This is a genomic window from Streptomyces sp. NRRL F-2664 (assembly GCF_000719345.1).
Lineage (GTDB): Bacteria > Actinomycetota > Actinomycetes > Streptomycetales > Streptomycetaceae > Streptomyces.
The window spans coordinates 416,086-439,106 of the sequence record NZ_JOFX01000001.1; the positions used below are offsets into that span (position 1 = coordinate 416,086).

Below are 23,021 nucleotides of genomic sequence, written 5' to 3' on the forward strand. Positions count from 1 at the left end.
GCGGCCGCGGCGCTCGTCGTCGAGGGCCGCCCGTCGCGACCGGCGCCGCGCCCGGATCCTCGCCGGAGTTGTCACGTCACGGTCGCCGTTGTCCTTTCGAGACGTGTTCGCAACCCCCTCGTCGGCTCCAACTCCCCCCTCGCGCACGTCACATGCGCAGACAGCCATCGATCGAAGGGGGACACCATGAGCCTGCGTACGTCCAGCCGTGGGCGCGATCGCCGCAGAGCGGGACCGGCCGTGCTCGCCGTACTCGCCGCAGGGGCGGTGCTGCTCTCCGGGTGCAGCGCCTCCGGCAGCGCCCACGACCGCAGCAGCGGCACCTCCCACGAGTCCGGCCGGCGGAGCCCCGGCGGCAAGCCCGCCCCGTCCTCCGCCCAGGGCGCGCCCGGCACCGGCGACCGGGGCGACGCAACGCCGCGGGGCGAGGACGACGGTCGCCGCACCGAGGCGCCGCCCGTGGACCACCTCTCCACCTTCGCCCTCGACGTCGACACCGCGAGCTGGGGATACGCCCGCCGGACCCTCGCCGAAGGCAACCTGCCCGACCCCGCGACCGTCCGCCCGGAAGAGTTCGTCAACAGCTTCCGCCAGGACTACCGCCGGCCGGAAGGCGACGGCTTCTCCGTGACCGTCGACGGCGCCCGCACCGGCGCCGACGGCTGGTCCCTGATGCGCGTCGGACTCGCCACCCGGGACGGCCTCGGCCACGGACAGCGCCCGCCCGCCGCCCTCACCTTCGTCGTCGACATCTCCGGTTCGATGGCCGAGCCCGGCCGTCTCGACCTGGTACGGACGTCCCTGGACCTGATGACCGACCGGCTTCGCGACGACGACTCGGTCGCTGTCGTCGCCTTCAGCGACAAGGCCGAGACCCGGCTCCCGATGACCCGTCTCGACGGCAACCGCAAGCGGGTGCACCAGGTCGTCGACCGACTGCGCCCCACGGACTCCACCAACGTGGAGGCCGGTATCACCCGCGGCTACGAAACCGCCGTCGAAGGCCGCCGGGCCGGCGCCACCAACCGCGTCGTCCTGCTGTCCGACGCCCTCGCCAACACCGGCACCACCTCCGCCGACGCCCTGCTGCAGCGGATCGACGGCGCCCGCCGCGACCACGGCATCACCCTCTTCGGAGTGGGCGTGGGCAGCGACTACAACGACGCGTTCATGGAGCGGCTGGTCGACAAGGGCGACGGGCACACCGTCTACGTCTCCGACCGGGAAGAGGCCCGCAGGGTCTTCTGCGACGAGCTCCCCGCGCAGGTCGAACTGCGCGCCCGCGACGCCAAGGCCCAGGTGTCCTTCGACCCGCGCAACGTCGAACGGTTCCGCCTGATCGGATACGACAACCGGCGGGTGGCCGACGACGCCTTCCGCGACGACACCGTGGACGGCGGCGAAGTCGGCCCGGGCCACACGGTGACCGCCCTGTACGCGGTGCGGCTGAGGCCGGACGCGTCCGGGCACGTGGCCACCGCGACCGTCCGGTGGCTCGACCCCGACGGCCGGGCCCCGCACGAGGAGTCCGGCAGGGTGGAGGCCGCGGCGCTGACGGGCGGGGCCTGGGAGCAGGCAGCGCCCCGTTTCCAGGTCACGGCAGCGGCGGCGTTCCTGGCCTCGGCGCTGCGCGAGCGGGAGGGCGGCTGGGAGGCGGTGCCGGGTGCGCCCGGCCTGGGCAGGCTGTCGGAGATCACCGCCGGGCTGGCGGACCGGACCGAGGACGCGGAGGTGCGGCAGCTGTCCGAGGCGGTACGGCAGGCCCGCCGGCTGCTGGGCTGACCGACCCGCCGCCGGTCGACCGCCCGCCGGTCGACCGGCCGGCTGCGTCGGCCGGCGCTCGTACGGGACCCGGTGTGCCACCTTCGCCGACGCCTGACGACGCCGGCTCCTCCCACCGGCTGGGCGGGACACCCTCACAGGAGGGTCAGGATCGCCAGGGCACCCCCCACGTCGACGACCGCACACCATTCGGACCAGGCCTTCGGGACGACGCGGCCCGCGCGGTGGTGGACGATGTCCCACACTCCGTGGGCCAGCCAGCCGACGGCCACCGCGCGAAGGCCGGCGCTCGGGTCGAGGGCGAGGGACAGCGCGGCCACGGCGGCGAAGCCGACCAGGCCCGCGCACTGCACGGCCAGGATGCGGACATCGCGCAGCTCCCCGCGGAAGGCCCCGAAGAGCAGATAGCAGACGGGCATGATCGCGAGCAGACCGGCGAGCAGACCGGCCGGCGGAATGCCGTCCACGAACGTCGCGATCACCAGGGCGACAGCGGCAAGGGTGGGCCAGCGGTGCACCAGCCGGCCGAGCAAGGTGCCGTGGGCGGTCTGCTCGCGCGCGGATTCGTTCATCGGGGGTCCTTTCCACGGGACGGGGCGGGGTCTCCACGATCGGGGCGTACCGGGCGCCGCGGACCGGCCCGGGGGAACGGTGTCCGCTTCCTTGGGGTACCCGTCCTTCCGGCGTAGGGTCGCCGCATGGGGGAGCGGCTGATGGTGGTGGTCGGATACGAGGCGGCCGAGTTGCTGGACATCGCGTGCGTCACCACACCCTTGGCCATGGCCAACGGGATCGGCGCGCCGACCGTCCCGTACCGCGTGCGCGTGGCCGGTCCGGCCGGTGCGCCGCTGGTCTGCGGCACGGGGCTCACGCTGGCAGCGGACGAGGCCCTCGAACGGCTCGCCGGACCGCTGGACACCCTGATCGTCTCGGGCGGCGTGGGGTTCGAGCGGGCGGCCGCCGACGCACGGCTCGTGGCGCACGTCCGCCGGCTCGCGAGGGAGAGCCGCCGCGTGGCGTCGGTGTGCACCGGGGCGGCAGTCCTGGCCGCCGCCGGGCTGCTCGACGGGAGACGGGCGACGACGCACTGGCGGTACGCGCGCCGGCTCGCCGACGAACACCCGCAGGTCACCATCGACCCCGCCCCGATCTACGTGCGCGACGGCAACGTCTACACGGCGGCGGGAGTCACCAGCGCCATGGACCTCACGCTGGCGTTCATCGAGGAGGACCACGGCCCGGACCTGGCCCGGCAGGTGGCCCGCGACCTGGTGGTCTACCTCCAACGGCCCGGCAACCAGGCGCAGATGAGCCTGTTCACGTCAGCCCCCGTGCCGCGCGACGGCCTGGTCCGCGGACTCGTCGAGCACATCGCGGCGCACCCGGCCGCCGACTTGAGCGCGACGGCGCTGGCCGCGCGGGCAGGGGTGACCCCACGGCATCTGACGCGGTTGTTCAACGAACAGCTGGGGCGGGCGCCGGCCCGCTACGTCCGCTACGCGCGGGCGGAGGCCGCGGCTCAGCTGCTCGCCTCCACCGAACTGCCGCTGGAGGCGGTGGCGGACCGCTGCGGGTTCGGCAGCGCCGAAGCGATGAGGCAGACGTTCACACGGCGCTACGGCGTCCCGCCCTCCCGCTTCCGTGCGACGGCGCGCAAGCCGCAGCCGCAGTAGCACGGTCGACCGGCTGTCGCCCTCGCGTCAAGGGCCCAGAGGGCCGACGGTGCGGGTGAACGCGTCGTAGTACCGGGCGGAGGCCCACCCCCCTCACGGCACCGGGTGGTGTGCCGGCGGTGGGGGACAGCACCTCCTCCTCCGACACCGCCTCCGCGCAGGTCGTCGACCTCATGGCGATGCTGGAGAAGTCCGTCCAGGAGGCCAAGGCCACCCGTGGCGAGCCGGCCACCGTGCATCCGATGCCCGCCACGAAGAAGCCCACCGCCGAAAAGGCGTCGGCGAAGAAGACCAGCAGCACTGTGGCCGGCGCGAGGAGCACCACCGCGGCGAAGACGGCCAAGAAGACTCCCTCGAAGAGGCCCCCCTCGAAGCGCCTGAACCAGCAGCCAGCCCTGCGCGGCCCGACGCGACCGCGGCCGCGGTGCACCTGCTGCGGCAGGCCGCCGCCGAGGCGGACACCGACCGTGGGGGGCCGGAGGAGGAGCCCTGGTCGGTGAACGCGTTGCGTCCCGCCGTCCTCAACGACATGGCCCGCCTACTGTTGCCTACAGCACAACAGGCCCTATGACGAGGCCGTGGCCTTCCCCGAGGGCGGTGCCGCCGCACAGGCAGGTGCAGCCTGAAGCATCGAGCCGGACGCAGGGTGCGCACTCATTGTGCTATTTTCTCCGGCTCGCCTCGACCGTGAAGGCGGCTATCAGGCAGGCGGCCATCGCGGCCACCGAGCCGAAGAAAATTCCCTCGAAGACCAAGCCGTTCGCGCCCTCAACCGTGCCATCTTCACGCATACAAGACTTTTCGAAAGGGAAGCTGGTCGTACGCAGAGCCTCGCAGTGGTTCTGCAGGTCCTCATTGAGAACGCTCGCCTTGATCCAGGACAGAGCCCATACGAGAAAGAAGATCCCGGCGAAGGCGCACGCGGCGCCCCACAGCCGGTTCAGTCGAGCATCACGCGTGCCGGTTCTCGTCATACGGCGGAGCCTACTGGCGGCCACTCCAAGCGGTCCGCCTGTTCGACCGCCTCCAGCAGCCGACTTGACCCGCTGACCGGCTGAGGTGCCTACCGCCTCGCCACCACCCGCGCCCGCACTGAGCAACAGGCCGTTGGCTGAGCACTGAGCAACGAGGACCCACCCGACCCTCAGATTTCCACGAAACGCCGGCGCCAATACCCGCAGGCACTGAACGGCGTTGCCGGCACGAGGTGAGAGCTGAGGGAGGCGGCCCTGCGGTCGAACTCGGCGTCCAACCTGGCAACGAACCTGCCGAGGTCAGCCCGAGCACCACGGGGAAGCCACAGCAGCACGTCCTCCAGACGGTCTCGCGCCACCAGCGGATCACAGCAGTCGCAGCCCATCACCGGATCCGGCAGAACGCGTCCTGGTTGCCCCAGATACCACCGGCACTCCGCCAGGGCAGCGGCCACAGCCCCCTGCCACAGACGCTCTTCTTCCAACCTCCGGATCGCCACGCGAGTCGCTGCGGAAACACCGCGGATCCGGCGAACCGGGACACCTCGTCTGGGCCGCCAACGCTGCGCGCGCAGCCCCTTCGGACGCCTACGCGGCATCGGCCTTTCGGATCAACATGCCGTCATCTTGCCACGGTCCGCACTACCCCCGCAGGGACGCCGCCGGTGGTGGAAGGGCCGTCGAAGGTGTCGCCGCTGCTCGTCGCATCGGGGAGATCAAACTGGGTGCCGTCCAAGGCGGGAAGCCGCAGCCCGCTCCACCACGGTCCGGGCGTCTCCGGGGTGGCGAGCGGACCAGCCACCTGCCGAAATCGCCGGCGGGCGGCGGAGTCGGGCACCGCCCTGTGGCCGGTTGGGCGCGGCGCGCAGCTGGCCAGGGGAGGTAGCTCGGTGGGGGGCACAGGTCGGTCGGGGACGCCCCTGCGGGCCTGGCGGCCCTCCGGGGTGGTCTGGCGGGCGCCTTCGGCGCGTTCACCGCCAGACCATCGAGGTCCGCGACTTCGTCCCAGCTGGCCGGGCGTGCCGCTGGTCTCGGCCGACTGCCGTTGCCGGGCGATGCTGGCCGGGAGGCCGGCTGGGTCGAAGTACCGCCAGGTGGAGCGCTCCTGGATCCCGAGCTGGGTGGCGACGGCGCGGATGCTCCGTTCGATGGTGTTGGCGACCGTACCCGGTCGGACCGTCACCCCGCGGTGGGCCAGCTGGGCCAGCGTCTCCGCGACCGCTTCCTTGAAGGCTCCGGTGTTCCTCATGAACACCATCCTTCAGTAAGAGAACAAGATCCACTGCTCCAGGCCGGTTCTCGAACCGCTGCCGCGGAGGGCGAGTCGTGGAGCCGTCAGCCACTGGGTCGGCGGCCACCGGTCCAGCCCTCGCTGAACGCCCTGAGCCGGTCCCGTTGCCGTTCCTCTTCCGCACCGTCGTCGAGTTCAACCCGATCGGGGGCAAGCCGTGCGCGGTGATCCAACGCTAAGGGGAAGTGGAGGTACAGGATGGGAGTGGCCCCGTTCGCAGAGCGTTGACGGCCGCGAACGCGGCCCGCAGGGCCCTTCTCCGTGCGACCATCACAACCCACAGAGGACGACATGTCTCAAGTTCAGGCAGATCTGCGATTCACCCGGTCCCACGAGTGGGTCCGTCTGGAGGCTGACGGCACCATGACCGTCGGCATCAGCCACCACGCGCAGAACGCTCTCGGCGACGTTGTTCTCGTCGAACTCCCAGAGACCGGGGTGGTGGTCGCCGCAGGCGAGACGGTCAGCCAAATCGAGTCGACGGAGGGGGCAACGGACATCTACGCCCCGGTCGGAGGCAAGGTCGTCAAGGTCAATACCAAGCTCGAATCCCTCCCTCGCCTGCTCAACTCGGAACCCTACGCCGCCTGGCTCTTTCGACTGGAGCCCTCCGACAGGAACGCACTCGACGGTCTCGATCTCCTCGACGCCGCCAGCTACAAAGCAGAGTGCGGCGAATGACCGCAGGCTTCAGGGGCGGAGCGCAACTCTGTCCCTGAAGCCCACCCTCGCCGGGCGGTCCGCACTGCTGCGTTCACGCTCCGCCGGTATCCGGGCGGCGGTCGCGCGCCGGCCGTCGCGGACTGACGGAGCGGATACCAGCAACTTCAGCCACCCCGTAGGTGCACACCAGGCCGGACGGCCCAGGCCAGGACCTGCACCCGGCCGGAGAACCGCACCAGTCCGTCGAGGCACAGTGGAAGGGGGCAGGATCCCTGCCAGTACCCGGTGCAGCCGGGAGCGCGTTTCCGGCGGCAGGTGACCGGCTGTACCCAGGGTGAGATCAGGCCGGTTCGTCCCGTGCCGGTGGGCCCGCCCGGCTGGCGAGCCTCCGCTCCGCCAGACGCTGCCACACCTCCCGGACGGCACGCTCGGTCTCCCCGTCCGGCAGCAGTTCCACACTGTGCACCCCGGCACATCGAGCAGGGCGGCGACAGCGAAACTCCCGACCGGCCGGAGCACCAGCCCGGCCGTTGCGCAGGCATGTCCGGCTCGCCGGCGGACACGAGCTTCAGGGGGCCGGGCGCCGCGGGGCACTGGCCACCCCCGCATCCCGGCCGCTCAGCGCGGCATCCAGCGTCTCCTGGGCCGTGCGCATGGCCTCGGCGTACTTCGGCTCGAACATGCGCTCCCAGGCCCGGTCGGGTGCGACGTCCTCGACCCGGCTGACCACCCACCAGATGTTGCCGAACGGATCCCGTACCCGGCCACCGCGATCCCCCCAAGCGCTGTCGGCGATCTCGGTGACCACCTGCGCCCCGTGCGCAACAGCAGCAGCCATGGCGGCGTCCGCGTCCGGGACGTAGACCCGCAGCAGCGAGGGCATCACCGGCCAGTCGGGCCGACGGTCGAAGGCCAGTACCACCGTGTCGCCGACACGGATCTCACCGTGGCCGATGCTGCCGTCCTCGACCGGCACCCGTGCGAGCTCCTCGCCGTCGAACACGGCGGTGATGAAGTCGAGGAGCGCGCCGGTGTCGTCGGTGACGACCCACGGTGCAACGCTGGTGCAACCTTCGGGTGCAGTGTTCCTCATCGGTCTCGTCCCCTCGTGTGGTCCTTCGCGATGTGACGACCGTAGAGCGCAAGGAGGACAACTGCTGACCTACATCGGCGCGGACCCGGACCCCTACGGCCCACACCCCGAGTACGGTGTGACCGACTCCCGCGCGAACCGCCCGCCGGGACGGCCGATCACACGGGCCGTCGCCCGGGCTTCACGGGCAGGCGGCGACGCGTACGGCTCGGTGCACGGCGCGGGCCACGCGCGCGCCCCACAGGGACCGGGGACCGGTGAAGGCGTGGACCTCCGCACCGGCGCGCGGTATGCGGGCGGCGACACACACGGCGTCCGTGGGCGTGCCCGAGCAGTCGTAGCCGCTGTCGAGCAGCGCCTGCACCTTCGCTTCGGTTGCTGTCACCACGGCGTTGACCAACGCCGCGTCGGTCACCGCCACCGGCAGCGCCACCACGATGTTGATCGTGCCCGGCCCCACGGACGCGGCCGCCTGCTCCGCCGGGCAGGCAGCCCACCCGCGCACCCCCAGTCCCGCGGTGGCAACGGCCTCCACACCGCCGTCGTCCGCCCGGCCGTACGCCCGGACATCGGCGGCCGTCATCAGAGCGACCCCCGGCCCGTCGACACCGGCGTCACGGGCCAGTTCCGCCAGGTGCCGGTCCGGGTCGGTACGCCGATAGCCGTGGGACACCTGGGCGTTGAGGACCCACCGGCGTTCCCCGATGCCTCCACCGAGCACGGCGCTGCTGATCATCCGCCAGTCGTCGCCGGCCCGCCACAGCAGGCTGTGCAGCTGCTCGCCGTCTTCGAGACGGGTGAGCTGCCGTACCGGCAGAAGCTCGGTAGCGGCACGGGGTGGCGGAAGGAACGCGTTCACTGGCCGGTACTCCTTGCAAGGGCGGGGGCCCGGCTGATCGTACGTCCTGCCGTTCCGGCCGCGTAGCTGACCCGATGCGCGTCGACGGCGTGGGCCGCGCAACCGGCGCCGGCCTCCGCACCGGCCCGGCTGCGGCCGCGATGGCGCTGAGGGACCGGGCGAGGCTCGGCGGCCCGGGTTTGCCCGCAGGTGGGGTGGACAGGTGCCGGGGGCGCCGCGGCTCTCCCCGGACCACCCCGTCCGGCCCGCGGCCAAGGAGGTCCCCATGAGCAGATGGCTGACAACCGCGGCCCTCGTCGCGGCGCTGGCGGGCGCGGGACTGGCCCCGGCTGCCGCCGCACCCGCGCCCGGCAGTTCGGACGCGGAGTTCGTCCGCGTGTCGCACCAGGGCAACCTGGCAGAGATCGCAGCAGGCCAGGACGCCCAGAAGCACGCGAGCAGCACGTGCGTGAAGGACGTCGGCGCCGCGTTGGTACGTGACCACACCAAGCTGGACGCCGAACTCTCCGCCTTGGCGAAGAAGGGCAACGTGACCCTCCCGGCCGCACCGACCCAGGAGCAGCAGGCCGTCTTGAAGGGCGTGCAGGCCAAGGCCGGCAGCCTCCAGTACGACAAGGCGTGGCTGACCGCTCAGGAAGCCGCCCACACCAAGACCCTCGCGCTGATCGACAAGCAGATCAGCCAGGGCACGGACGCTGAGACGACCGCCGCGGCGAAGAAGTCCCGCCCCGTCGTGGCCATGCACCTCGACATGGTGCGCGGAGGCACCTGCCACTCGATGTGAGCGCCTGCGCCCCGTCCGGGGTGCAGCGCCGGAGCACGGCCACGTGCGGCGGAGGCCGGCGACTGCCCGGACTCCGTCGCACGTCGGCGTGCGCACCATGAGCAGCGCCGCATCGTTCACGACGACGCATCAGCGGCTCTGGCGCGCCGCCCTCAGGGGGCCTGCCCCGGAGCCCATCGCGGCGAGGTGGCCTGCTGCGTCGCGGCGGCGGGCTCGGCCGCGGCGCAGCCCGGGTTCGTGCAGCGGCCGGCGGTGTACAGCGGTACGTAGACCCCCATGGTCTTGTGGCGCTGGACCGTCGTCGGCAGGGGCTGTCGGCACGACGGGCAGAGGCTGTTCGGCCGGGTCGCCGCTGGGTGCTTTTCTCCATCCATGCATCGACTTTACGTCCGCTTTGCTCCGTTTTGAAGGGTCTCTGGCGTGCGGTTCACGCCTTGTCTCCCGTTGTGCTGCGTTCCTCAGGAGGGAGAGGGCGCAGCAGGCTCAGGACAACGGATGCCGTGAGGACGACGACGATCACGGCGAGGCTGACCGGCGAGGGTATCTCCGGGATCGCCGGGTTGATCAGTTTGTGGGATGCCTGCAGAACGAGTTTCACGCCGATGAAGGCGAGGATGAAGGCCAGGCCCTTGCCGAGGTAGTGGAAGCGGTCCAGCATGCCGGCCAGCATGAAGTACAGGGCCCGCAGGCCGAGGATGGCGAAGGCGTTGCTGCTGTAGACGATGAAGGCGTCGCTGCTGACCGCGAGGACGGCGGGCACGCTGTCGACGGCGAACACCAGGTCGGCGGCCTCGATGGCGGCGACCACGGCCAGCAGCGGCGTGGCGACGCGTCGGCCGGCCTCCTTGACGAAGAACTTCGGCCCGGCGTACTCGTCCCGGACCGGGACGACCTTCCGCAGCAGCCGTACGGCGATGCTGCGGCCGGGATCGAAGCTGTCGTCCTCCTCCCGGAAGATCTTGTAGGTGCTGTAGAAGAGGATCGCGGCGAACACGTACAGGACCGCCGTGAACCGGCTGACCACGGCCACACCGGCGGCCAGGAAGATCCCGCGGAAGACCAGCGCGCCCAGTACTCCCAGGAACAGCACGCGGTGCTGGTATGCGCGCGGAACCTTGAAGTAGCCGAAGATCAGGGCAAAGACGAAGAGGTTGTCGACCGACAGGCTCTTCTCCAACAGCCAGGCTGTGGTGTACTCGACCCCCGCCTGCGTGCCGACGATCGCGAAGACGAGGCCGCCGAAGATCAGGGCCAGTCCGACCCACACCCCGCTCCAGGCGGCCGCCTCGCGAAAGCCGATGACGTGTGCCTCCCGGTGCGCGAGAAGATCGACCGCCAACGACACCAGGACGGTGGCGGCGAAGACGATCCAAAGCCAGTAGGGCACATCGTGCACGTGGCATCCCCAGGTCGGCGTGGAGACAGCTCCTATGTACGAGTCTGGGATACGCCCACCGCCCTGTCCCGGCGGAGCGCGACCCGTCCGCGCGGGCACCGTGACCGGGATGACCCGGCTTCGGTCCGCGGGTGTATGTCGCTGCACGGGGGGAGGCGCTGTTCCCGAGCGGCGACAACCCTTCCGCCACCCCGCCGCAGCGGCAGGAAGCCGTCCTTCGCGGGCGCGATCCCGCTGACGCGGGCCGGCCGAAGAGGCGGACGACCACCTCTGGCGGAGCCCTGAAAGGCGTGCTGCCGGGGACGTGCCCCACGCGGGAGCCCCGTGGCGGCGGCGTCTGCGACATGGTTCCCCCCGCACGTCTGGTGACCGAGAGTGGCTACGGCAGCGTGGCGGGCGCTGCGAAGGCACCTGGCCTATTGTGCGGCCGGGTGCATCCGATGGCCGCCTGGGACGGGAAAGGGAGGGCAGTCGCGAAGCGGAAGTGGTGCTCTCGCGGCCATCCACACGTCCCACTCATCGAGTCCACCAGGAGTAGGTTGTGGCAGCCTCTGCGATGCCGCCGGTGCGCCGGCGCGGGGCGAGGAGCCTCGGGGCCCTCGCGTTCTTCATCGCCGTCAGTTACGGCGTGGCGGCTCTCGGCGCTCTCGCCTCCAAGCGGGCAAGGTCTACGAGGCACTGGACCGGCCCGGGTGGGCTCCTCCCGCATGGCTCTTCGGGCCTGTCTGGACCGCCCTCTACGCCACGATCGGCATCGCGGCGTGGCTGGTCTGGCGCCACCCCGACCGCGATCGCGTCCGGACGGCCCTGATCTGGTGGTCCCTCCAGCTCGCGCTCAACCTGGTCTGGACCCCGTTGTTCTTCGCGGCCCGCCAGTACGGACTCGCGCTGCTGGACATCGTCCTCCTCCTGGCCGCGCTCAGCATGACCATCGTCCGCTTTCGGCGGCTCAGCCTGCCCGCGGCGCTGCTGCTCGTTCCGTATCTGTTGTGGGTGGCCTTCGCGAGCGCCCTGAACGCGTCCATCTGGCAGCTCAACACGTGAAGGCCTCCACGCCGCGCGGCCATGCCCGCGATCAACCCGGATCAGCAACAAACCGCTCCAGCTCCGCCGCGTCGGAACGCCGCAGACCGGCTTCGGGCTGGGACACCGCAGACCGCCCGGGCCGGGCCGCCTGCTCGTCTGCCGGGAAGGCGCGTCCGCGACGGCCGTGGCCCGCCCTGGACGGTCGGGTCCTGCCGATGGGCGCCCCCATCGGCCCATGTCGACCTACTGCAGTAGTTTCAGGGCTGCGGTCGCCAGTCTTTCTGCGGTGAGGTGCTGTTCGTCGGCCGGCAGGATGAGGTGGCTGATGGTCATGCGGACGATGACGTCCGCGGCCATCTGCAGAGCATCTGCGTCCTGTTCCGGGTACCGCGTGGCCAGCCAGCCCCGGACGAGGGTGTGACCGGCATCGAAGATCGGGTCCGCGCGGGCGGTGAGGTAGGGCAGAAGGCTGTCGGACCCCTGTCGGGCGGCCGTGATGACGGCCCTGATGAGGGGCTGATGGTCGGCCTCCTGGAGTACGTACAGGATGGCCACCCGGAGGCAGGCATGGGTATCGGGCACGCCGGGATAGAGGGCGTCGGCCACACCCGCCAGAAACTGCCGGGTTTCACGCACCACCAGCGCACGGCCCAGGCCGGCGCGGTTGCCGAACTCCTTGTACACCGACGGGCGCGAAACCCCGGCGCGGGCAGCGACGGCCAACAGGCTGACCCGGTCCCAGCCGGCTTCGCACGTGAGGTCGCGAGCGGCGTCCAGGACGCACTGCCTCATGTGCTTGCGCCAGGCAACGCGCGGCGGGTCGGGTTGCGACCCGCCTGGGGGTGTCGCCGCCTCGATCCGGGGCCTTGCAGCCTCCATGGTTGGCCTCATCCGGCAGGGGCCGAAGCCCGTCGGTGAACCGGGCTCGTCAGTGCGGGTCCGGCGGGCGCGCGGTGATGCCGACCCTTGAGAGGGGGCGGGGTCGGCACCACGTCTTGGCGCCCCAAGTGGTCCGAGGGATCAGGAGCGCTTGCGCCGTGCCGCGAAGAGGAGGCCGCCGCCGAGGGCGAGGACCACCGCAGCGATACCGAGCGGGAGAGCCGGGTGGGAGCCGCCTGTCTCTGCGAGCGGACCGCTGCCACTGTGCGGCTTCGGCCCGGAGACGCCATCGGTGCCGGCGCCGGCCTGCCCGCCCGGTGAGGCGGCAGCGTCACTGCCGCCGGACTGGCCGCTCCCGACGGGGGCGTCCCCCTGTCGGCCGGGGGAGGAGGCGTCGGAGGCACTCCCCGGGACGCCGCTGCTCTTCGCGCCGAAGGCGTAGGCGCCCCGGTCGGGCGCGCCACCGGCCCGGCGGGCTCCTGTGAAGTCGGTGGTGACGGCGGCGAACGGCGTTCCCGACCCGGCGGCGGGGGAGCCCGCGCTCAGCCGGAAATCCGCGTCCACCCCGGTGCCCGCCTTGGCGAACTTCGGATCGGCGATGACATCGTTCGGGCCCTGGACCTCGGGGGCCTTGCCGCCGAAGTAGAGATTGTGGTCGTAGACCACATCCACGTTCCGCGACGTGCTGTTCGTCGCTTGGCCCGGCCGGCCGTACGCGATGTTGTTGAGCAACCGCACGTCGGTGCTGTCATGCGCGAAGATGTTGGCGTAGCTCTCCATGCGGGTGCTGCGCCCGTTCGCGTAGGCCGTGTTGTGGACGATGTCGACGTGCTGGCTCTTGTAGGAGTGGATGCCGGAGCCGCCGTTGTCGTAGGAGAGGTTGTTGGCGACCAGTACGCGTCCCTTGTAGGCAGGGTGCTCGGCATCGCCCTTCAGGGTGTCGATGATGATGCCGTTGCCGTCGGAGTAGCAGCCGCACCTCTCCCATTTGATCTTGGTCTCGTTGTCGTGGACGCGGTTGCCGGTGATGCGGATCTTGTACGTCCCGGCGTCGCCGCCACCCACGTCGCGCGGGGTCAGGACGGAGATGCCGCTGGTTGCGTACACCGCGTACCAGGAGGTCCCGAACACGTGGTTGTCGGAGATGGTCACGTGGTCGGAGTCGATGGCCGATATGCCGCCGCCGGCGCACCCGTGCACCTTGTTGCCGGTCACCTCGATGTGGTGCGACAGCGCACCCGTGGACCGGTCCTGCTCCACGGAGATGCAGTTGGTGTTGTAGGTGGGGTCGCCCTTCTTCGATTCCCGTTCGGCTCCGGCCAGAGTGAGGGCTCCGTTGTTGCCCTTGACCTCCAGGTTCTTGATGGAGATGTAGGAGGCGCCGTGCACGCTGATGCCGTTCCACGCCTTCACCGGGTGGATCACCGGACGGTGGCCGGGATGGGCGGTGAAGGTGATGGGGGCTCCGGGGAGGCCGGAGCGCTTGACGGTCAGCACGTTGGACCCCTCCGAACGCTCGGAGTACGTGCCGTTCATGATCGAGACGGTGTCACCCGGCCCGACGCTGTCCGCAGCCTTTTGCAGGGTCCGGAAGGGAGTTCGGGCGGACGTGCCCGCATTGCTGTCGCTGCCGGTGGGTCTGACGAAGTACGTGCGGGCCGCGGCGTGCGCCTCACCGGCTCCCACCGTGGCGAGGCCGAGTGGGACGGATGAAGTGAGCAGTGCTGAGGTGAGGGCGAGGGTGCTCGTGCGTTTCACTGTTGCCTGGTCTCCCAGTTTGTCCTTGCGAAGCGGCTGGTGCCCTCCGCGGGCCGTAGCCGCGAGCAGAGAGCACGCAAAAAGGAGGCATGGGGCCGTATCGCCACGCCGGAGCAAGGCGCCGGGCAGTGCAGCCCGGGGGCATTGCGCTCCGAAGTCCGCTGTGAGGGGGGTGAGTTACGCGAGCGACAGTTCCAGACTCGAAAATTGAAAGCAACCCCCGACTCCGTGTAAACGTTCTGACGTCGCGTCATGCAATCGCGCTGTCCGGCGACGCCGCGGAGGCGCTGCCCCGACCGGCGGCCGCGTCGCACGCCCGCGAGGGCTTCCGGTCCGGCTCGCCGGCGCTCGATGCGATCCAGCACGCCGGTACCGGCACCGGCACCGGCTACCTCCAGGCGGAACAGCTTGCCGGCCGTATCTCCGCCGACGGCGATGCCGCCACCATCGCGCTCGCGCTCGTCGGCGCGACCCGCCACCTGCTGATGACCCGCACCCCGCACGCGCCGCCGCCTGATCGTGGACGGATGAACGCTCTCGGCGGGAGCCGACCCCCACCCGCTCTGGACCATATACCCCCAGGGGGTATATGGTCGTGGTGTGCGGTCGAGGAGGGAGGCCCGCACACTGGAATTCGGGATTGGGGATGAGGGTCATGGACCACAGCGCACACCACACCGGCTCCGCCCACGGGCACACCGCTCACGCCGACCACGACCACGGCGTCCACGCCGATCACGGGCACGTCCCTCACCGGGGCGCCTCGTGGGGTACGGCGGCCAAGGCGACGCTGCACTGCTTGACCGGATGCGCCATCGGCGAAATCCTCGGCATGGTCATCGGCACCGCGCTGCTGTGGGGCAATGTCGAGACGATGATCCTGGCGATCGCGCTGGCGTTCGTCTTCGGCTACTCCTTCACGCTCTTCGCCGTCCGCCGGGCCGGCCTGGACTTCAAGAGCGCGGTCAAGGTGGCCCTGGCTGCCGACACCGTCTCGATCGCGGTGATGGAGCTGGTCGACAACGGCATCATTGCCCTGACCCCCGGGGCGATGGACGCCCACCTGACCGACGGACTCTTCTGGGGCGCCCTGCTGGGCGGCTTCGGCGTCGCCTTCCTGATCACCACACCGGTCAACAAGTGGATGATCGGCCGCGGCAAGGGCCACGCGGTGGTCCACGCCTACCACTGACCCCGCCGCACACCGCCCGCCGTCCGGGGCACCCCTCTCGCCCGGGGCGCCCCGGACGTCCTGGCGCGCCACGCCGGCACGGTCCGCGGACCACGTGCGCCCCGTCGCGAGCGTCCCGCACCCGCTCGGATCGTCGGGGACGTCGGACGCGTCGCCCCGTCGTGAGGGTGTTCACCCGCTGCCGGATGCACGGGCCGGTCGGGGCGGTCCGCCAGCGGCTTCGGCCGGTACTGGCGGAGGTGTGCATGCGGTCTGGGGCGGCGGGCATCCGCGCAGGGTGATCGAAGCCGAGCCGACTCCGAGTCCGGACCCGTCCCCGCAAGCCGTCCCGGCGGGAGCGTTCCGCGCCTTGGACGCGTCCTACCGGGCCCTGGCGGCCGTCGTGGCCCCGCTGGAGGACGAGGACTCCTGGCAGCCCACCGCCTGCACGGGCTGGACCGTTCGGGACCTGCTCTTCCACTGCCTCACGGATTGCCAACGCGGCCTCGTGGCCCTGCACACCCCGGCTACCGGGCCCGCGGACCGGGACGCCGTCACCTATTGGAGCGACTGGCGTCCCGGTACAGAAGGTGCGGCCGACGACCGACGCCTGGCACGGGTCGGCGCCGGCATGTTCCCGCACTTTCACCACCTGCGCGGGCTGTACCTGGAGACCGCGGCAGCCACCCTGAACGCCGCCGCCGCGACGGATCCCGGCCTCCTCGTCTCGACCCAGGGCCACACCCTGACCGCCGGCGACCTGATGCGCACCCTCGCCGTCGAGGCGACCGTCCACCACTTCGACCTCGTCGCCCCGCTCCCACAGGCTCCGCGGGCCTCATCGCCCGGCCTGGCCTGCGTACGTGCCACCCTGGACGGGCTGCTGGGCCGCCCGCTCCCCCTCGACTGGAGCGACGAGCACTACGCACGCGCCGCCACCGGTCGCCTGCCCCTCACGGACGCCGAGAAACGGGCCCTGGGTCCGGACGCCGTCTCCTTCCCCCTGTTCGGCTGACAGCACCAGTGGCTCTCGCTTCTCCCCGTGCAGCGGCCGGCGCGGGTCGGGGGCGCATGGTCGGAAGCCGACTCGGACGGCCCCGTCGAGGGCCCTCGGGGGCGGCTGCGGGGTGCGGGGCGGGGCGGTCCGGGGCACCGTAGAGACGAGCAGTCGGTCCCGGACGGGCCGGGGCCGCCCGAGCGCCTGGGCAGGTCCATGGACACCACCATTGCGCCGGTCGGTACCGGCGCCACCGCGGAAGCTCTCGCATGTCCCGTCGGTTCGCACAACGAATGGGACCCGCTGGAGGAGATCATCGTCGGCAGCCTGGACGGCGCCACCATCCCGTCCAGCCACCCCGTCGTGGCCTGCAACATCCCGCCGTGGGCGGCCCGCCTGCAGGGGCTCGCCGCGGGCGCACGGTTCCCGAAGGCGCTGATCGGGCCTGCGCAGGAGGAGCTGGACGGCTTCGTGGCCCTGCTGGAATCGCTGGGCGTGACGGTCCGGCGGCCCGATCCCGTGGTGCACCGCAAACGGTTCGGCACCCCGGACTGGTCCTCCCGCGGCTTCTGCTGCAGCTGCCCCCGGGACAGCATGCTGGTGATCGGCGACGAGATCATCGAGACTCCCATGGCCTGGCCCTGCCGGTACTTCGAGACGCACTCCTACCGGCCGATCCTCAAGGACTACTTCCGGCGCGGCGGCCGCTGGACGGCGGCGCCCCGACCCCAGCTCACCGACGAGCTGTTCGACCCCGAGTACCGCATCCCGGCGCCGGGGGAGCCGATGCGCTACATCCTCACGGAGTTCGAACCGGTATTCGATGCCGCCGACTTCGTCCGCGCGGGCCGCGACCTGTTCGTGATCCGCAGCAACGTCACCAACGCCCTCGGCATCGAGTGGTTGCGCCGCCACCTGGGGCCCGGCTACCGCATCCACGAGGTCCGCAGCCGCTGCCGCACGCCGATGCACATCGACACCACCCTCCTGCCGCTCGCGCCCGGCAAGGTGCTGGTCAACCCCGAGTACGTGGACGTGGACGACCTCCCCGAGGCGCTCCGCTCCTGGGACGTGCTGACCGCCCCCGAACCCGACCCCATCAGAGGGCCGCTGCTCAACGTCACCTCGATGTGCGGGAAGTGGCTGAACATGAACGTCCTCGCGGTCGGCGGGGGCCGGGTGATCGCCGACCGGCACCACACCGGCATGCTCCGCGCGCTCGAAGGCTGGGGCTTCGAGCCCGTCCCCTGCGACCTGCTGCACTACGCCCCCTTCGGCGGCTCCTTCCACTGCGCCACCCTCGACATCCGGCGGCGCGGCACCCTGGAGTCGTACTGCGACTAGGGCGGTCTTTGGCACTTGCCGGGCTCGCGGGCCCGGCATCCCGCCGGTCGCCGGGCGGCGGGATGGCCTGCGCCCACACGCGGGTGCCGCGAAGTATGGCGACGGGCCACATGTGCCGCTGATCCCGGCGTTCCTATGGTGTGGCGACACGGAAACGTCCCCGCCCCCAGTCCGGAAGTGGTGTCCATGGCCGCCTCTGCCACACCGCCTGCCCGCCCCCGCAGCATCAGGAGAATCGTCGCAGCCAGCCTGATCGGGACCACCATCGAGTGGTACGACTTCTTCCTCTACGGATCGGCTGCCGCGCTCGTCTTCAACGAGCTGTTCTTCCCCGACAGCGAGCCGCTGGTCGGCACCCTCCTCGCCTTCCTCACCTATGCGATCGGCTTCGCCGCCCGCCCCCTTGGCGGCCTCGTCTTCGGCCACTACGGCGACAAGATCGGCCGCAAGCGGCTCCTCGTCCTCAGCCTGCTCCTCATGGGCGGTGCCACCTTCGCCATGGGCCTGCTGCCCACCCACGCGAGCATCGGTGTCGCCGCGCCCGTCCTCCTCACCCTCCTGCGCCTCGTCCAGGGCTTCGCGCTCGGCGGCGAGTGGGGCGGCGCCGTCCTGCTCGTCTCCGAGCACGGCGACGACGAACACCGCGGTTTCTGGGCCTCCTGGCCCCAGGCAGGGGCGCCCGGCGGCAACCTGCTGGCCACCGGCGTGCTCGCCCTCCTCGCCGCCGTGCAGTCCGACGAGGCCTTCCTGGCCTGGGGCTGGCGCATTCCCTTCCTGCTCTCCGGCGTGCTGGTCATGATCGGCCTCTGGATCCGCATGTCCGTCTCCGAGTCCCCGGTCTTCCTCCAGGCGCAGGCCAGGGCCGCACAGCAGGCCGCCGCCGGGGTCGAGGCGAAGCCGCCGGTGACAGAGGTGTTCCGTACGAACTGGCGCGGCGTCCTCACCGCGATCGGCACCCGCCTCGGCGAGAACATCTCCTACTACGTCATCACCGCCTTCCTCCTCGTCTACGTCACCAGCCACCTCGGCCTGCCCAAGAGCGACGGCCTCAACGCCGTCCTGATCGGCTCCGCCGTGCATTTCGCCGCCATCCCCGCCTGGGGAGCGCTCTCCGACCGCATCGGGCGCCGACCCGTCACCCTCATCGGCTCGGTGGGCATGATCGGCTGGGCCTTCGCGTTCTTCGCGCTGCTGGACTCCCGGTCCTTCCCGGTCATCGTCGCCGCCGTGACCGTCGGACTGCTCCTGCACGGAGCGATGTACGGACCGCAGGCCGCCTTCATCTCCGAGATGTTCGCCACCGAAGTCCGCTACTCCGGAGCCTCCATGGGCTCCCAGCTGGCCTCCATCATCGGTGGGGCGCTCGCCCCGATCGTCGCCGTGGCCCTGCTCAAGCACTACGACTCCTCCGTGCCCGTGTCGGTCTACCTGGGGGCGGCGGCAGCGGTCACCACGCTGACGGTCCTGGTCGCGAGGGAGACCCGCGGGCGTAGCCTGGCCCGCGACCACGCCCCGGCAGCCGCCACCGTTCCCGCATCGCGGACGAGCGGGCAGGAACCGGTGGCGGCCGACAACTGAACCGGACCGGACGCGCCGGCCGGACCCGTCCCACCGGCCCCCGGCGCGTCAGGTCCACCACCACGACGGAGAGCGGTCCGATGCCCACCCCAGCAAACGCAGCCGGCAGCCGCCCCACCCACCCCGTCGGCACCGGCCCCGGCCCCGGCACGGGCCACAGCCCCGGCACCGACGGCCCCGACGACGCCGGCGCGGTGACCCGGAGCGCGCTGATGCACCTGCGCCACCTGCTGGACCTGCTCGACCGGGGCGCGCCGGCCGAGCAGTTCGCCCCGCCGTCCGTCGCCGCCGCTCACGCCCCCGGCCGGCACCCCCAGCACCTCCACGAGACCGACGCGGCCGTCGTCGCCGAGGCCACCCGGGTCGCGCTCCGCATCCGACGCACGCTCGGCCAGCACCGGCGCCGCGAGGCCGAACTCGCCGCACTCTTCGACACCGCCGGGGACCTGGCCCGGCTCCGCGACCTGGACGCGGTGCTCAAAGCCATCGTCCGCCGCGCCAAGCTGCTGCTCGGCACGGACGTGACGTACCTGTCGCTCAACGACGACGACGCGGGCGACACCTACATGCGGGTGACCGACGGCTCGGTCTCCGCGGCGTTCCAGCAGGTCCGTCTGGGCATGGGGGAGGGCCTCGGCGGTCTCGTCGCGGAGACCGCCCGGCCGTACTCCACCGGCGACTACCGCGACGACCGGCGCTTCCGGCACACGACGATGATCGACGGCGCCGTCGCGGAAGAGGGGCTGCGGGCGATCCTCGGTGTACCGCTGCGCCTGGGCACCCGGGTGATCGGCGTCCTCTACGCGGCGGACCGCACCGCCCGCGCCTTCACCCCCGACGAGGTCGCGCTGCTGTCCTCCCTCGCCGACCACGCCGCCATCGCCATCGACAGCGCCCGCCTGCTCGACGAGACGCGCAGCGCACTCGTCGACCTCAACGAGGCCTCGCGGACCATCGAGGCGCACAGCGACGCCATGCGTCGCGCCGAGGACGCCCACGACCGGCTGACCGACCTGGTGCTGCGCGGCGCCGACATCACCGGCGTCGCCACCGCCATCGGTGCCGTCCTGCAGGGCGGCACCGTGATCCACGACGCGGACGGCACCGAACTCGCCCGCGCGGGCACCGATTCCGGCCGGCCCCCGGCCGGCGCCGTCGCCGCGTCCCGGGCCGGCGGACGCGCCGTGCCGGCCGACGGCACCTGGGTGTGCGCCGTCCTCGCCGGCCCCGAACTGCTCGGCAGCATCGCCCTGACGGGCCGCCCCGACCTCGGTGACGCCGACCGCCGGCTCTTCGAGCGCGCCGCCGTCGTCACCGCCCTCCTGCTGCTCCAGCGCCGCTCGGTCGCCGAGACCGAGGACCGGGTACGCGGTGAACTCCTCGGCGACCTCCTCGCCGGTGCCGCGGACCCCGCCCACCTGCCGGTGCGCGGCCGTCGGGTCGGGGTGCACCTCGACCGCCCGCACGCCGTCTTCGTCCTGCACTCCGCCACCGCACCCCGACAGCGCCTGCTGGCCGCGGCCGCCCGGATCGCCCAGGCCCGCCAGGGACTGGCGGGCGCGCACCACGACGACGTGGTCCTCGTCCTCCCCGCCGAGCAGCACCCCGGCCCCGGGGCCGCCCCGGGGCCCGGCCCCGGCGCCGCGGTCCTCGCCGGCGAGCTCGGCCAGGCCCTCGCCGGGCCCGTCACGGTCGGCGCCGCCGGGCCGGTCACCGACGCCGGGCGGTACCCCGAAGCCCACGCCGAAGCCCTCCGCTGCCGCACCGCCCTGCACGCCCTGGGCCGGGAGGGCTCCGGCGCGGCCCTGGGCGACCTCGGGTTCCTCGGCGTGCTGCTCGGCGACCACACGGACCTCGGCGGCTACGTACGCCGCACCCTGGGCCCCCTCCTCGACTACGACGCGCAGCGCGGCACCGAACTGGTCCACACCCTGCGGACCTACTTCGACGAGGGCGCGAGCCGGTCCAGGGCCGCCGAGGCCCTCCACGTCCACGTCAACACGGTGGTGCAGCGGCTGGAGCGCATCGGCCGGCTGCTCGGCCACGACTGGCCCCGCCCCGACCGGGCCCTGGAACTCCACCTCGCCCTGCGCGTCCTGCGCGTGCAGCGGGCGGACGGTGCGGGCCCGCCTGCCGCTCCACCCGCGTGACCCGCTCCGCGGCGCAGCCGCCGCGGGGCCGCGGCAGGTGGCAGGGTGGAAGGCATGTGCGGCCGTTACGTCTCCACCCGTGGACCCGAAGACCTCTCCGGCCTGTTCCGGGCCACGCCACCCCCCGACCCGGGGGACGCGCCGGGGCCCAGTTGGAACGTCGCCCCCACCGACGCGGTCTGGGCGGTACTGGAGCGCGCCGACCGGGAGAGGGGGGAACTGGAGCGCACGCTGCGGCCCCTGCGGTGGGGGCTGGTGCCGTCGTGGTCGAAGAGCCCGTCCGGCGGTGCCAGGATGATCAATGCGCGGGTGGAGACGGTGCACGAGAAGCCCGCCTTCCGGCGCGCCTTCGCCAAGCGGCGCTGCCTGCTGCCGGCGGACGGGTTCTACGAATGGCAGGCCGTCCCCGCCTCCGCCGGCGCGAAGGCGTACAAGCAGCCGTACTTCATCCGCCCCGAGGACGGCGCCGTGATGGCCATGGCCGGGCTGTACGAGTTCTGGCGCGACCCGGGCATCACCGACGGCGACGACCCGGCGGCGTGGTGGGCGACCTGCACGATCATCACCACCGAGGCGACCGACGCGGCCGGCCGCGTCCACCCCCGCATGCCGCTCGCGCTGGCCCCGGCCGACTACGAGGCCTGGCTCGACCCGTCCCACCAGGACGCCGACGAACTCCGGGCCCTGCTGGCCGCCCCCGCCGGCGGCCGGCTGGACGTCCGCCCCGTATCGACCGCGGTCAACAACGTGCGCAACAACGGGCCCGAGCTGCTCGACGCCCCGACAGCCCCCTGAGCCGCTGTTCACGCGGCCCGGTGGCCGGCCTCAAGCCGGCTTGCGCCACACGGAGACATGCTTCGTGGAGTCCTGGGTGAACGCAGAGCCGTCCCAGTCCGCAACGCGACGTTCCAGCTGGAGCCCGGCGATCCGCGCCATCAGGTCGAGCTCCGCCGGCCAGGCGTACCGGTGCCGGGAGTTTTCGCGGCGGTAGCGGCCGTCGTCGTCGCCGTCGCGGGTGAAGTGGTGCGAGACGAGCACCTGCTCGACCAGGTCGAAGGTGTCGAAGCCGAGATGATGGCGGGAGACGTCGAACGGCACCGCGACCTGACCGGGCGGCAGGAGCCGCAGTGGCGGCACACCCAGCTCGATGACGAAGCGGCCGCCGGGCTCCAGATGCCGTGCGGCGTTGCGGAAGCATTCCACCTGCTCGTCCTGCGTGAGCAGGTTCGTGATGGTGTTGTAGACGAGGTAGACCAGGGTGAAACCGCCGGGAACGACGGTCGAGGCCATGTCCCCGATGGCTACCGGAAGGGTGCGCTCGTCGACCTTGCGCCGCAGCACGGCCGCCATGTGCTCGGACAGTTCGATGCCCGCCACCGGCACGCCGCGCTCCCGGAGCGGCACTCCCACTCGTCCGGTTCCGATGGCGAACTCCAGCGCCCGGCCGTCTCCGGCCAGCTCGGCGAGGAAGGCGAGGGTCGGGCCGAGAACGGCGGCGGAGGACGCTTCGGCTTCCTCGGCGTCGTAGCGGTCGGCGGTCGCGCGGGTCCACAGTTCACTGCTCGTCACGGGTGGCAACTGTGCCGGGTGCCAAGGGGCGCTG

The 23,021-nt window shown here is 72.0% G+C and carries 22 protein-coding genes; 12 read left to right on the top strand and 10 right to left on the bottom strand.

The window, feature by feature from the left end:
* The first annotated feature begins 186 nt into the window (after window positions 1-186).
* The gene (locus IF89_RS0101915; RefSeq protein ID WP_030760028.1) at window positions 187-1,782 is read left to right on the top strand and encodes a vWA domain-containing protein; all 1,596 of its coding nucleotides are present in this window, start codon (window positions 187-189) and stop codon (window positions 1,780-1,782) included.
* A 134-nt stretch (window positions 1,783-1,916) separates the two neighbouring features.
* On the opposite strand, the gene IF89_RS0101920 is transcribed toward IF89_RS0101915, so the two are convergent.
* Window positions 1,917-2,354 (bottom strand): hypothetical protein, encoded by a 438-nt coding sequence (locus IF89_RS0101920; RefSeq protein WP_051806702.1) that lies wholly within the window; start codon window positions 2,352-2,354, stop codon window positions 1,917-1,919.
* Between the two features lie 126 nt (window positions 2,355-2,480).
* On the opposite strand from IF89_RS0101920, the gene IF89_RS0101925 reads away from it, so the two are divergent.
* Complete coding sequence (locus tag IF89_RS0101925; RefSeq protein WP_030760032.1) at window positions 2,481-3,455, top strand: GlxA family transcriptional regulator; 975 nt, start codon at window positions 2,481-2,483, stop codon at window positions 3,453-3,455.
* A 119-nt stretch (window positions 3,456-3,574) separates the two neighbouring features.
* Entirely contained in the window at window positions 3,575-3,955 is a 381-nt protein-coding gene (locus tag IF89_RS44415; RefSeq protein WP_158717783.1) for a hypothetical protein, read from the top strand.
* 162 nt (window positions 3,956-4,117) lie between these two features.
* Here IF89_RS44415 and IF89_RS0101935 read toward each other — a convergent pair whose 3' ends face one another.
* Both IF89_RS0101935 and IF89_RS46870 read right to left on the bottom strand, forming a co-directional pair.
* Complete coding sequence (locus IF89_RS0101935) at window positions 4,118-4,429, bottom strand: hypothetical protein (RefSeq protein WP_158717784.1); 312 nt, start codon at window positions 4,427-4,429, stop codon at window positions 4,118-4,120.
* Window positions 4,430-5,051: 622 nt separating this feature from the next.
* Entirely contained in the window at window positions 5,052-5,678 is a 627-nt protein-coding gene (locus IF89_RS46870) for a hypothetical protein (protein ID WP_199820456.1), read from the bottom strand.
* A 333-nt stretch (window positions 5,679-6,011) separates the two neighbouring features.
* Between IF89_RS46870 and gcvH the strand changes: the two genes are divergently transcribed.
* Window positions 6,012-6,401, top strand: a complete 390-nt coding sequence (gcvH, locus tag IF89_RS0101950) for a glycine cleavage system protein GcvH (RefSeq protein ID WP_030760044.1) — start codon at window positions 6,012-6,014, stop codon at window positions 6,399-6,401.
* Between the two features lie 550 nt (window positions 6,402-6,951).
* Here gcvH and IF89_RS0101955 read toward each other — a convergent pair.
* Together IF89_RS0101955 and IF89_RS0101960 are read right to left on the bottom strand one after the other, a co-directional pair.
* Window positions 6,952-7,476: a VOC family protein gene (locus IF89_RS0101955; RefSeq protein WP_030760047.1), complete on the bottom strand. Its 525-nt coding sequence runs from the start codon at window positions 7,474-7,476 to the stop codon at window positions 6,952-6,954.
* A gap of 181 nt (window positions 7,477-7,657) precedes the next feature.
* Window positions 7,658-8,335 carry an adenosylcobinamide amidohydrolase gene (locus IF89_RS0101960; RefSeq protein ID WP_030760050.1) on the bottom strand — a complete coding sequence of 226 codons (678 nt, stop codon included), beginning with the start codon at window positions 8,333-8,335 and terminating at the stop codon, window positions 7,658-7,660.
* Between the two features lie 265 nt (window positions 8,336-8,600).
* Here IF89_RS0101960 and IF89_RS0101965 point away from each other — a divergent pair, with 265 nt between their 5' ends.
* Window positions 8,601-9,119 (top strand): DUF4142 domain-containing protein, encoded by a 519-nt coding sequence (locus tag IF89_RS0101965; RefSeq protein WP_051806703.1) that lies wholly within the window; start codon window positions 8,601-8,603, stop codon window positions 9,117-9,119.
* A gap of 152 nt (window positions 9,120-9,271) precedes the next feature.
* Here IF89_RS0101965 and IF89_RS41675 read toward each other — a convergent pair whose 3' ends face one another.
* Both IF89_RS41675 and IF89_RS0101975 read right to left on the bottom strand, forming a co-directional pair.
* Window positions 9,272-9,493 carry a hypothetical protein gene (locus IF89_RS41675; protein ID WP_078628032.1) on the bottom strand — a complete coding sequence of 74 codons (222 nt, stop codon included), beginning with the start codon at window positions 9,491-9,493 and terminating at the stop codon, window positions 9,272-9,274.
* 53 nt (window positions 9,494-9,546) lie between these two features.
* Window positions 9,547-10,515 carry a TerC family protein gene (locus IF89_RS0101975; protein ID WP_030760058.1) on the bottom strand — a complete coding sequence of 323 codons (969 nt, stop codon included), beginning with the start codon at window positions 10,513-10,515 and terminating at the stop codon, window positions 9,547-9,549.
* 375 nt (window positions 10,516-10,890) lie between these two features.
* Between IF89_RS0101975 and IF89_RS37560 the strand changes: the two genes are divergently transcribed.
* On the top strand, window positions 10,891-11,559 hold the full coding sequence (locus IF89_RS37560; protein ID WP_234327623.1) for a TspO/MBR family protein: 669 nt from the start codon (window positions 10,891-10,893) through the stop codon (window positions 11,557-11,559).
* Window positions 11,560-11,784: 225 nt separating this feature from the next.
* Here the strand turns inward: IF89_RS37560 and IF89_RS0101985 are convergent, their stop codons facing one another.
* Window positions 11,785-12,432: a TetR family transcriptional regulator gene (locus IF89_RS0101985; RefSeq protein ID WP_078628033.1), complete on the bottom strand. Its 648-nt coding sequence runs from the start codon at window positions 12,430-12,432 to the stop codon at window positions 11,785-11,787.
* 129 nt (window positions 12,433-12,561) lie between these two features.
* Window positions 12,562-14,178: a right-handed parallel beta-helix repeat-containing protein gene (locus tag IF89_RS0101990; protein ID WP_051806705.1), complete on the bottom strand. Its 1,617-nt coding sequence runs from the start codon at window positions 14,176-14,178 to the stop codon at window positions 12,562-12,564.
* A gap of 655 nt (window positions 14,179-14,833) precedes the next feature.
* Between IF89_RS0101990 and IF89_RS0101995 the strand changes: the two genes are divergently transcribed.
* The 6 genes from IF89_RS0101995 to IF89_RS0102020 all read left to right on the top strand — a co-directional run bounded on the left by IF89_RS0101995 (window position 14,834) and on the right by IF89_RS0102020 (window position 22,213).
* Window positions 14,834-15,370, top strand: coding sequence for a DUF4396 domain-containing protein (locus IF89_RS0101995; RefSeq protein WP_030760067.1), 537 nt, complete (start codon window positions 14,834-14,836; stop codon window positions 15,368-15,370).
* A gap of 349 nt (window positions 15,371-15,719) precedes the next feature.
* Complete coding sequence (locus tag IF89_RS0102000; RefSeq protein ID WP_030760070.1) at window positions 15,720-16,364, top strand: maleylpyruvate isomerase N-terminal domain-containing protein; 645 nt, start codon at window positions 15,720-15,722, stop codon at window positions 16,362-16,364.
* 198 nt (window positions 16,365-16,562) lie between these two features.
* Window positions 16,563-17,690 carry an amidinotransferase gene (locus IF89_RS0102005; protein WP_030760072.1) on the top strand — a complete coding sequence of 376 codons (1,128 nt, stop codon included), beginning with the start codon at window positions 16,563-16,565 and terminating at the stop codon, window positions 17,688-17,690.
* 186 nt (window positions 17,691-17,876) lie between these two features.
* A complete protein-coding gene (locus IF89_RS0102010) occupies window positions 17,877-19,268 on the top strand; it encodes an MFS transporter (protein ID WP_051806726.1) in 1,392 nt (463 codons plus the stop codon).
* Between the two features lie 212 nt (window positions 19,269-19,480).
* Window positions 19,481-21,418: a helix-turn-helix domain-containing protein gene (locus IF89_RS0102015; RefSeq protein ID WP_043192666.1), complete on the top strand. Its 1,938-nt coding sequence runs from the start codon at window positions 19,481-19,483 to the stop codon at window positions 21,416-21,418.
* Window positions 21,419-21,472: 54 nt separating this feature from the next.
* The gene (locus IF89_RS0102020; RefSeq protein WP_030760081.1) at window positions 21,473-22,213 is read left to right on the top strand and encodes an SOS response-associated peptidase; all 741 of its coding nucleotides are present in this window, start codon (window positions 21,473-21,475) and stop codon (window positions 22,211-22,213) included.
* Between the two features lie 30 nt (window positions 22,214-22,243).
* Here IF89_RS0102020 and IF89_RS0102025 read toward each other — a convergent pair whose 3' ends face one another.
* Window positions 22,244-22,987, bottom strand: coding sequence for a class I SAM-dependent DNA methyltransferase (locus tag IF89_RS0102025; protein WP_030760084.1), 744 nt, complete (start codon window positions 22,985-22,987; stop codon window positions 22,244-22,246).
* Window positions 22,988-23,021: the final 34 nt, after the last annotated feature.

Coding starts and splice junctions, on each gene's coding strand:
- gcvH (WP_030760044.1), top strand. CDS start 6,012: ATGTCTCAAGTTCAGGCAGATCTGCGATTCACCCGGTCCCACGAGTGG.
- IF89_RS0101920 (WP_051806702.1), bottom strand. CDS start 2,354: ATGAACGAATCCGCGCGCGAGCAGACCGCCCACGGCACCTTGCTCGGC.
- IF89_RS0102015 (WP_043192666.1), top strand. CDS start 19,481: ATGCACCTGCGCCACCTGCTGGACCTGCTCGACCGGGGCGCGCCGGCC.
- IF89_RS0102005 (WP_030760072.1), top strand. CDS start 16,563: ATGGACACCACCATTGCGCCGGTCGGTACCGGCGCCACCGCGGAAGCT.
- IF89_RS0101925 (WP_030760032.1), top strand. CDS start 2,481: ATGGGGGAGCGGCTGATGGTGGTGGTCGGATACGAGGCGGCCGAGTTG.
- IF89_RS0101935 (WP_158717784.1), bottom strand. CDS start 4,429: ATGACGAGAACCGGCACGCGTGATGCTCGACTGAACCGGCTGTGGGGC.
- IF89_RS0102020 (WP_030760081.1), top strand. CDS start 21,473: ATGTGCGGCCGTTACGTCTCCACCCGTGGACCCGAAGACCTCTCCGGC.
- IF89_RS46870 (WP_199820456.1), bottom strand. CDS start 5,678: ATGAGGAACACCGGAGCCTTCAAGGAAGCGGTCGCGGAGACGCTGGCC.
- IF89_RS41675 (WP_078628032.1), bottom strand. CDS start 9,493: ATGGATGGAGAAAAGCACCCAGCGGCGACCCGGCCGAACAGCCTCTGC.
- IF89_RS0101915 (WP_030760028.1), top strand. CDS start 187: ATGAGCCTGCGTACGTCCAGCCGTGGGCGCGATCGCCGCAGAGCGGGA.
- IF89_RS0101995 (WP_030760067.1), top strand. CDS start 14,834: ATGGACCACAGCGCACACCACACCGGCTCCGCCCACGGGCACACCGCT.
- IF89_RS0101965 (WP_051806703.1), top strand. CDS start 8,601: ATGAGCAGATGGCTGACAACCGCGGCCCTCGTCGCGGCGCTGGCGGGC.
- IF89_RS0101985 (WP_078628033.1), bottom strand. CDS start 12,432: ATGAGGCCAACCATGGAGGCTGCAAGGCCCCGGATCGAGGCGGCGACA.
- IF89_RS0101955 (WP_030760047.1), bottom strand. CDS start 7,476: ATGAGGAACACTGCACCCGAAGGTTGCACCAGCGTTGCACCGTGGGTC.
- IF89_RS0102010 (WP_051806726.1), top strand. CDS start 17,877: ATGGCCGCCTCTGCCACACCGCCTGCCCGCCCCCGCAGCATCAGGAGA.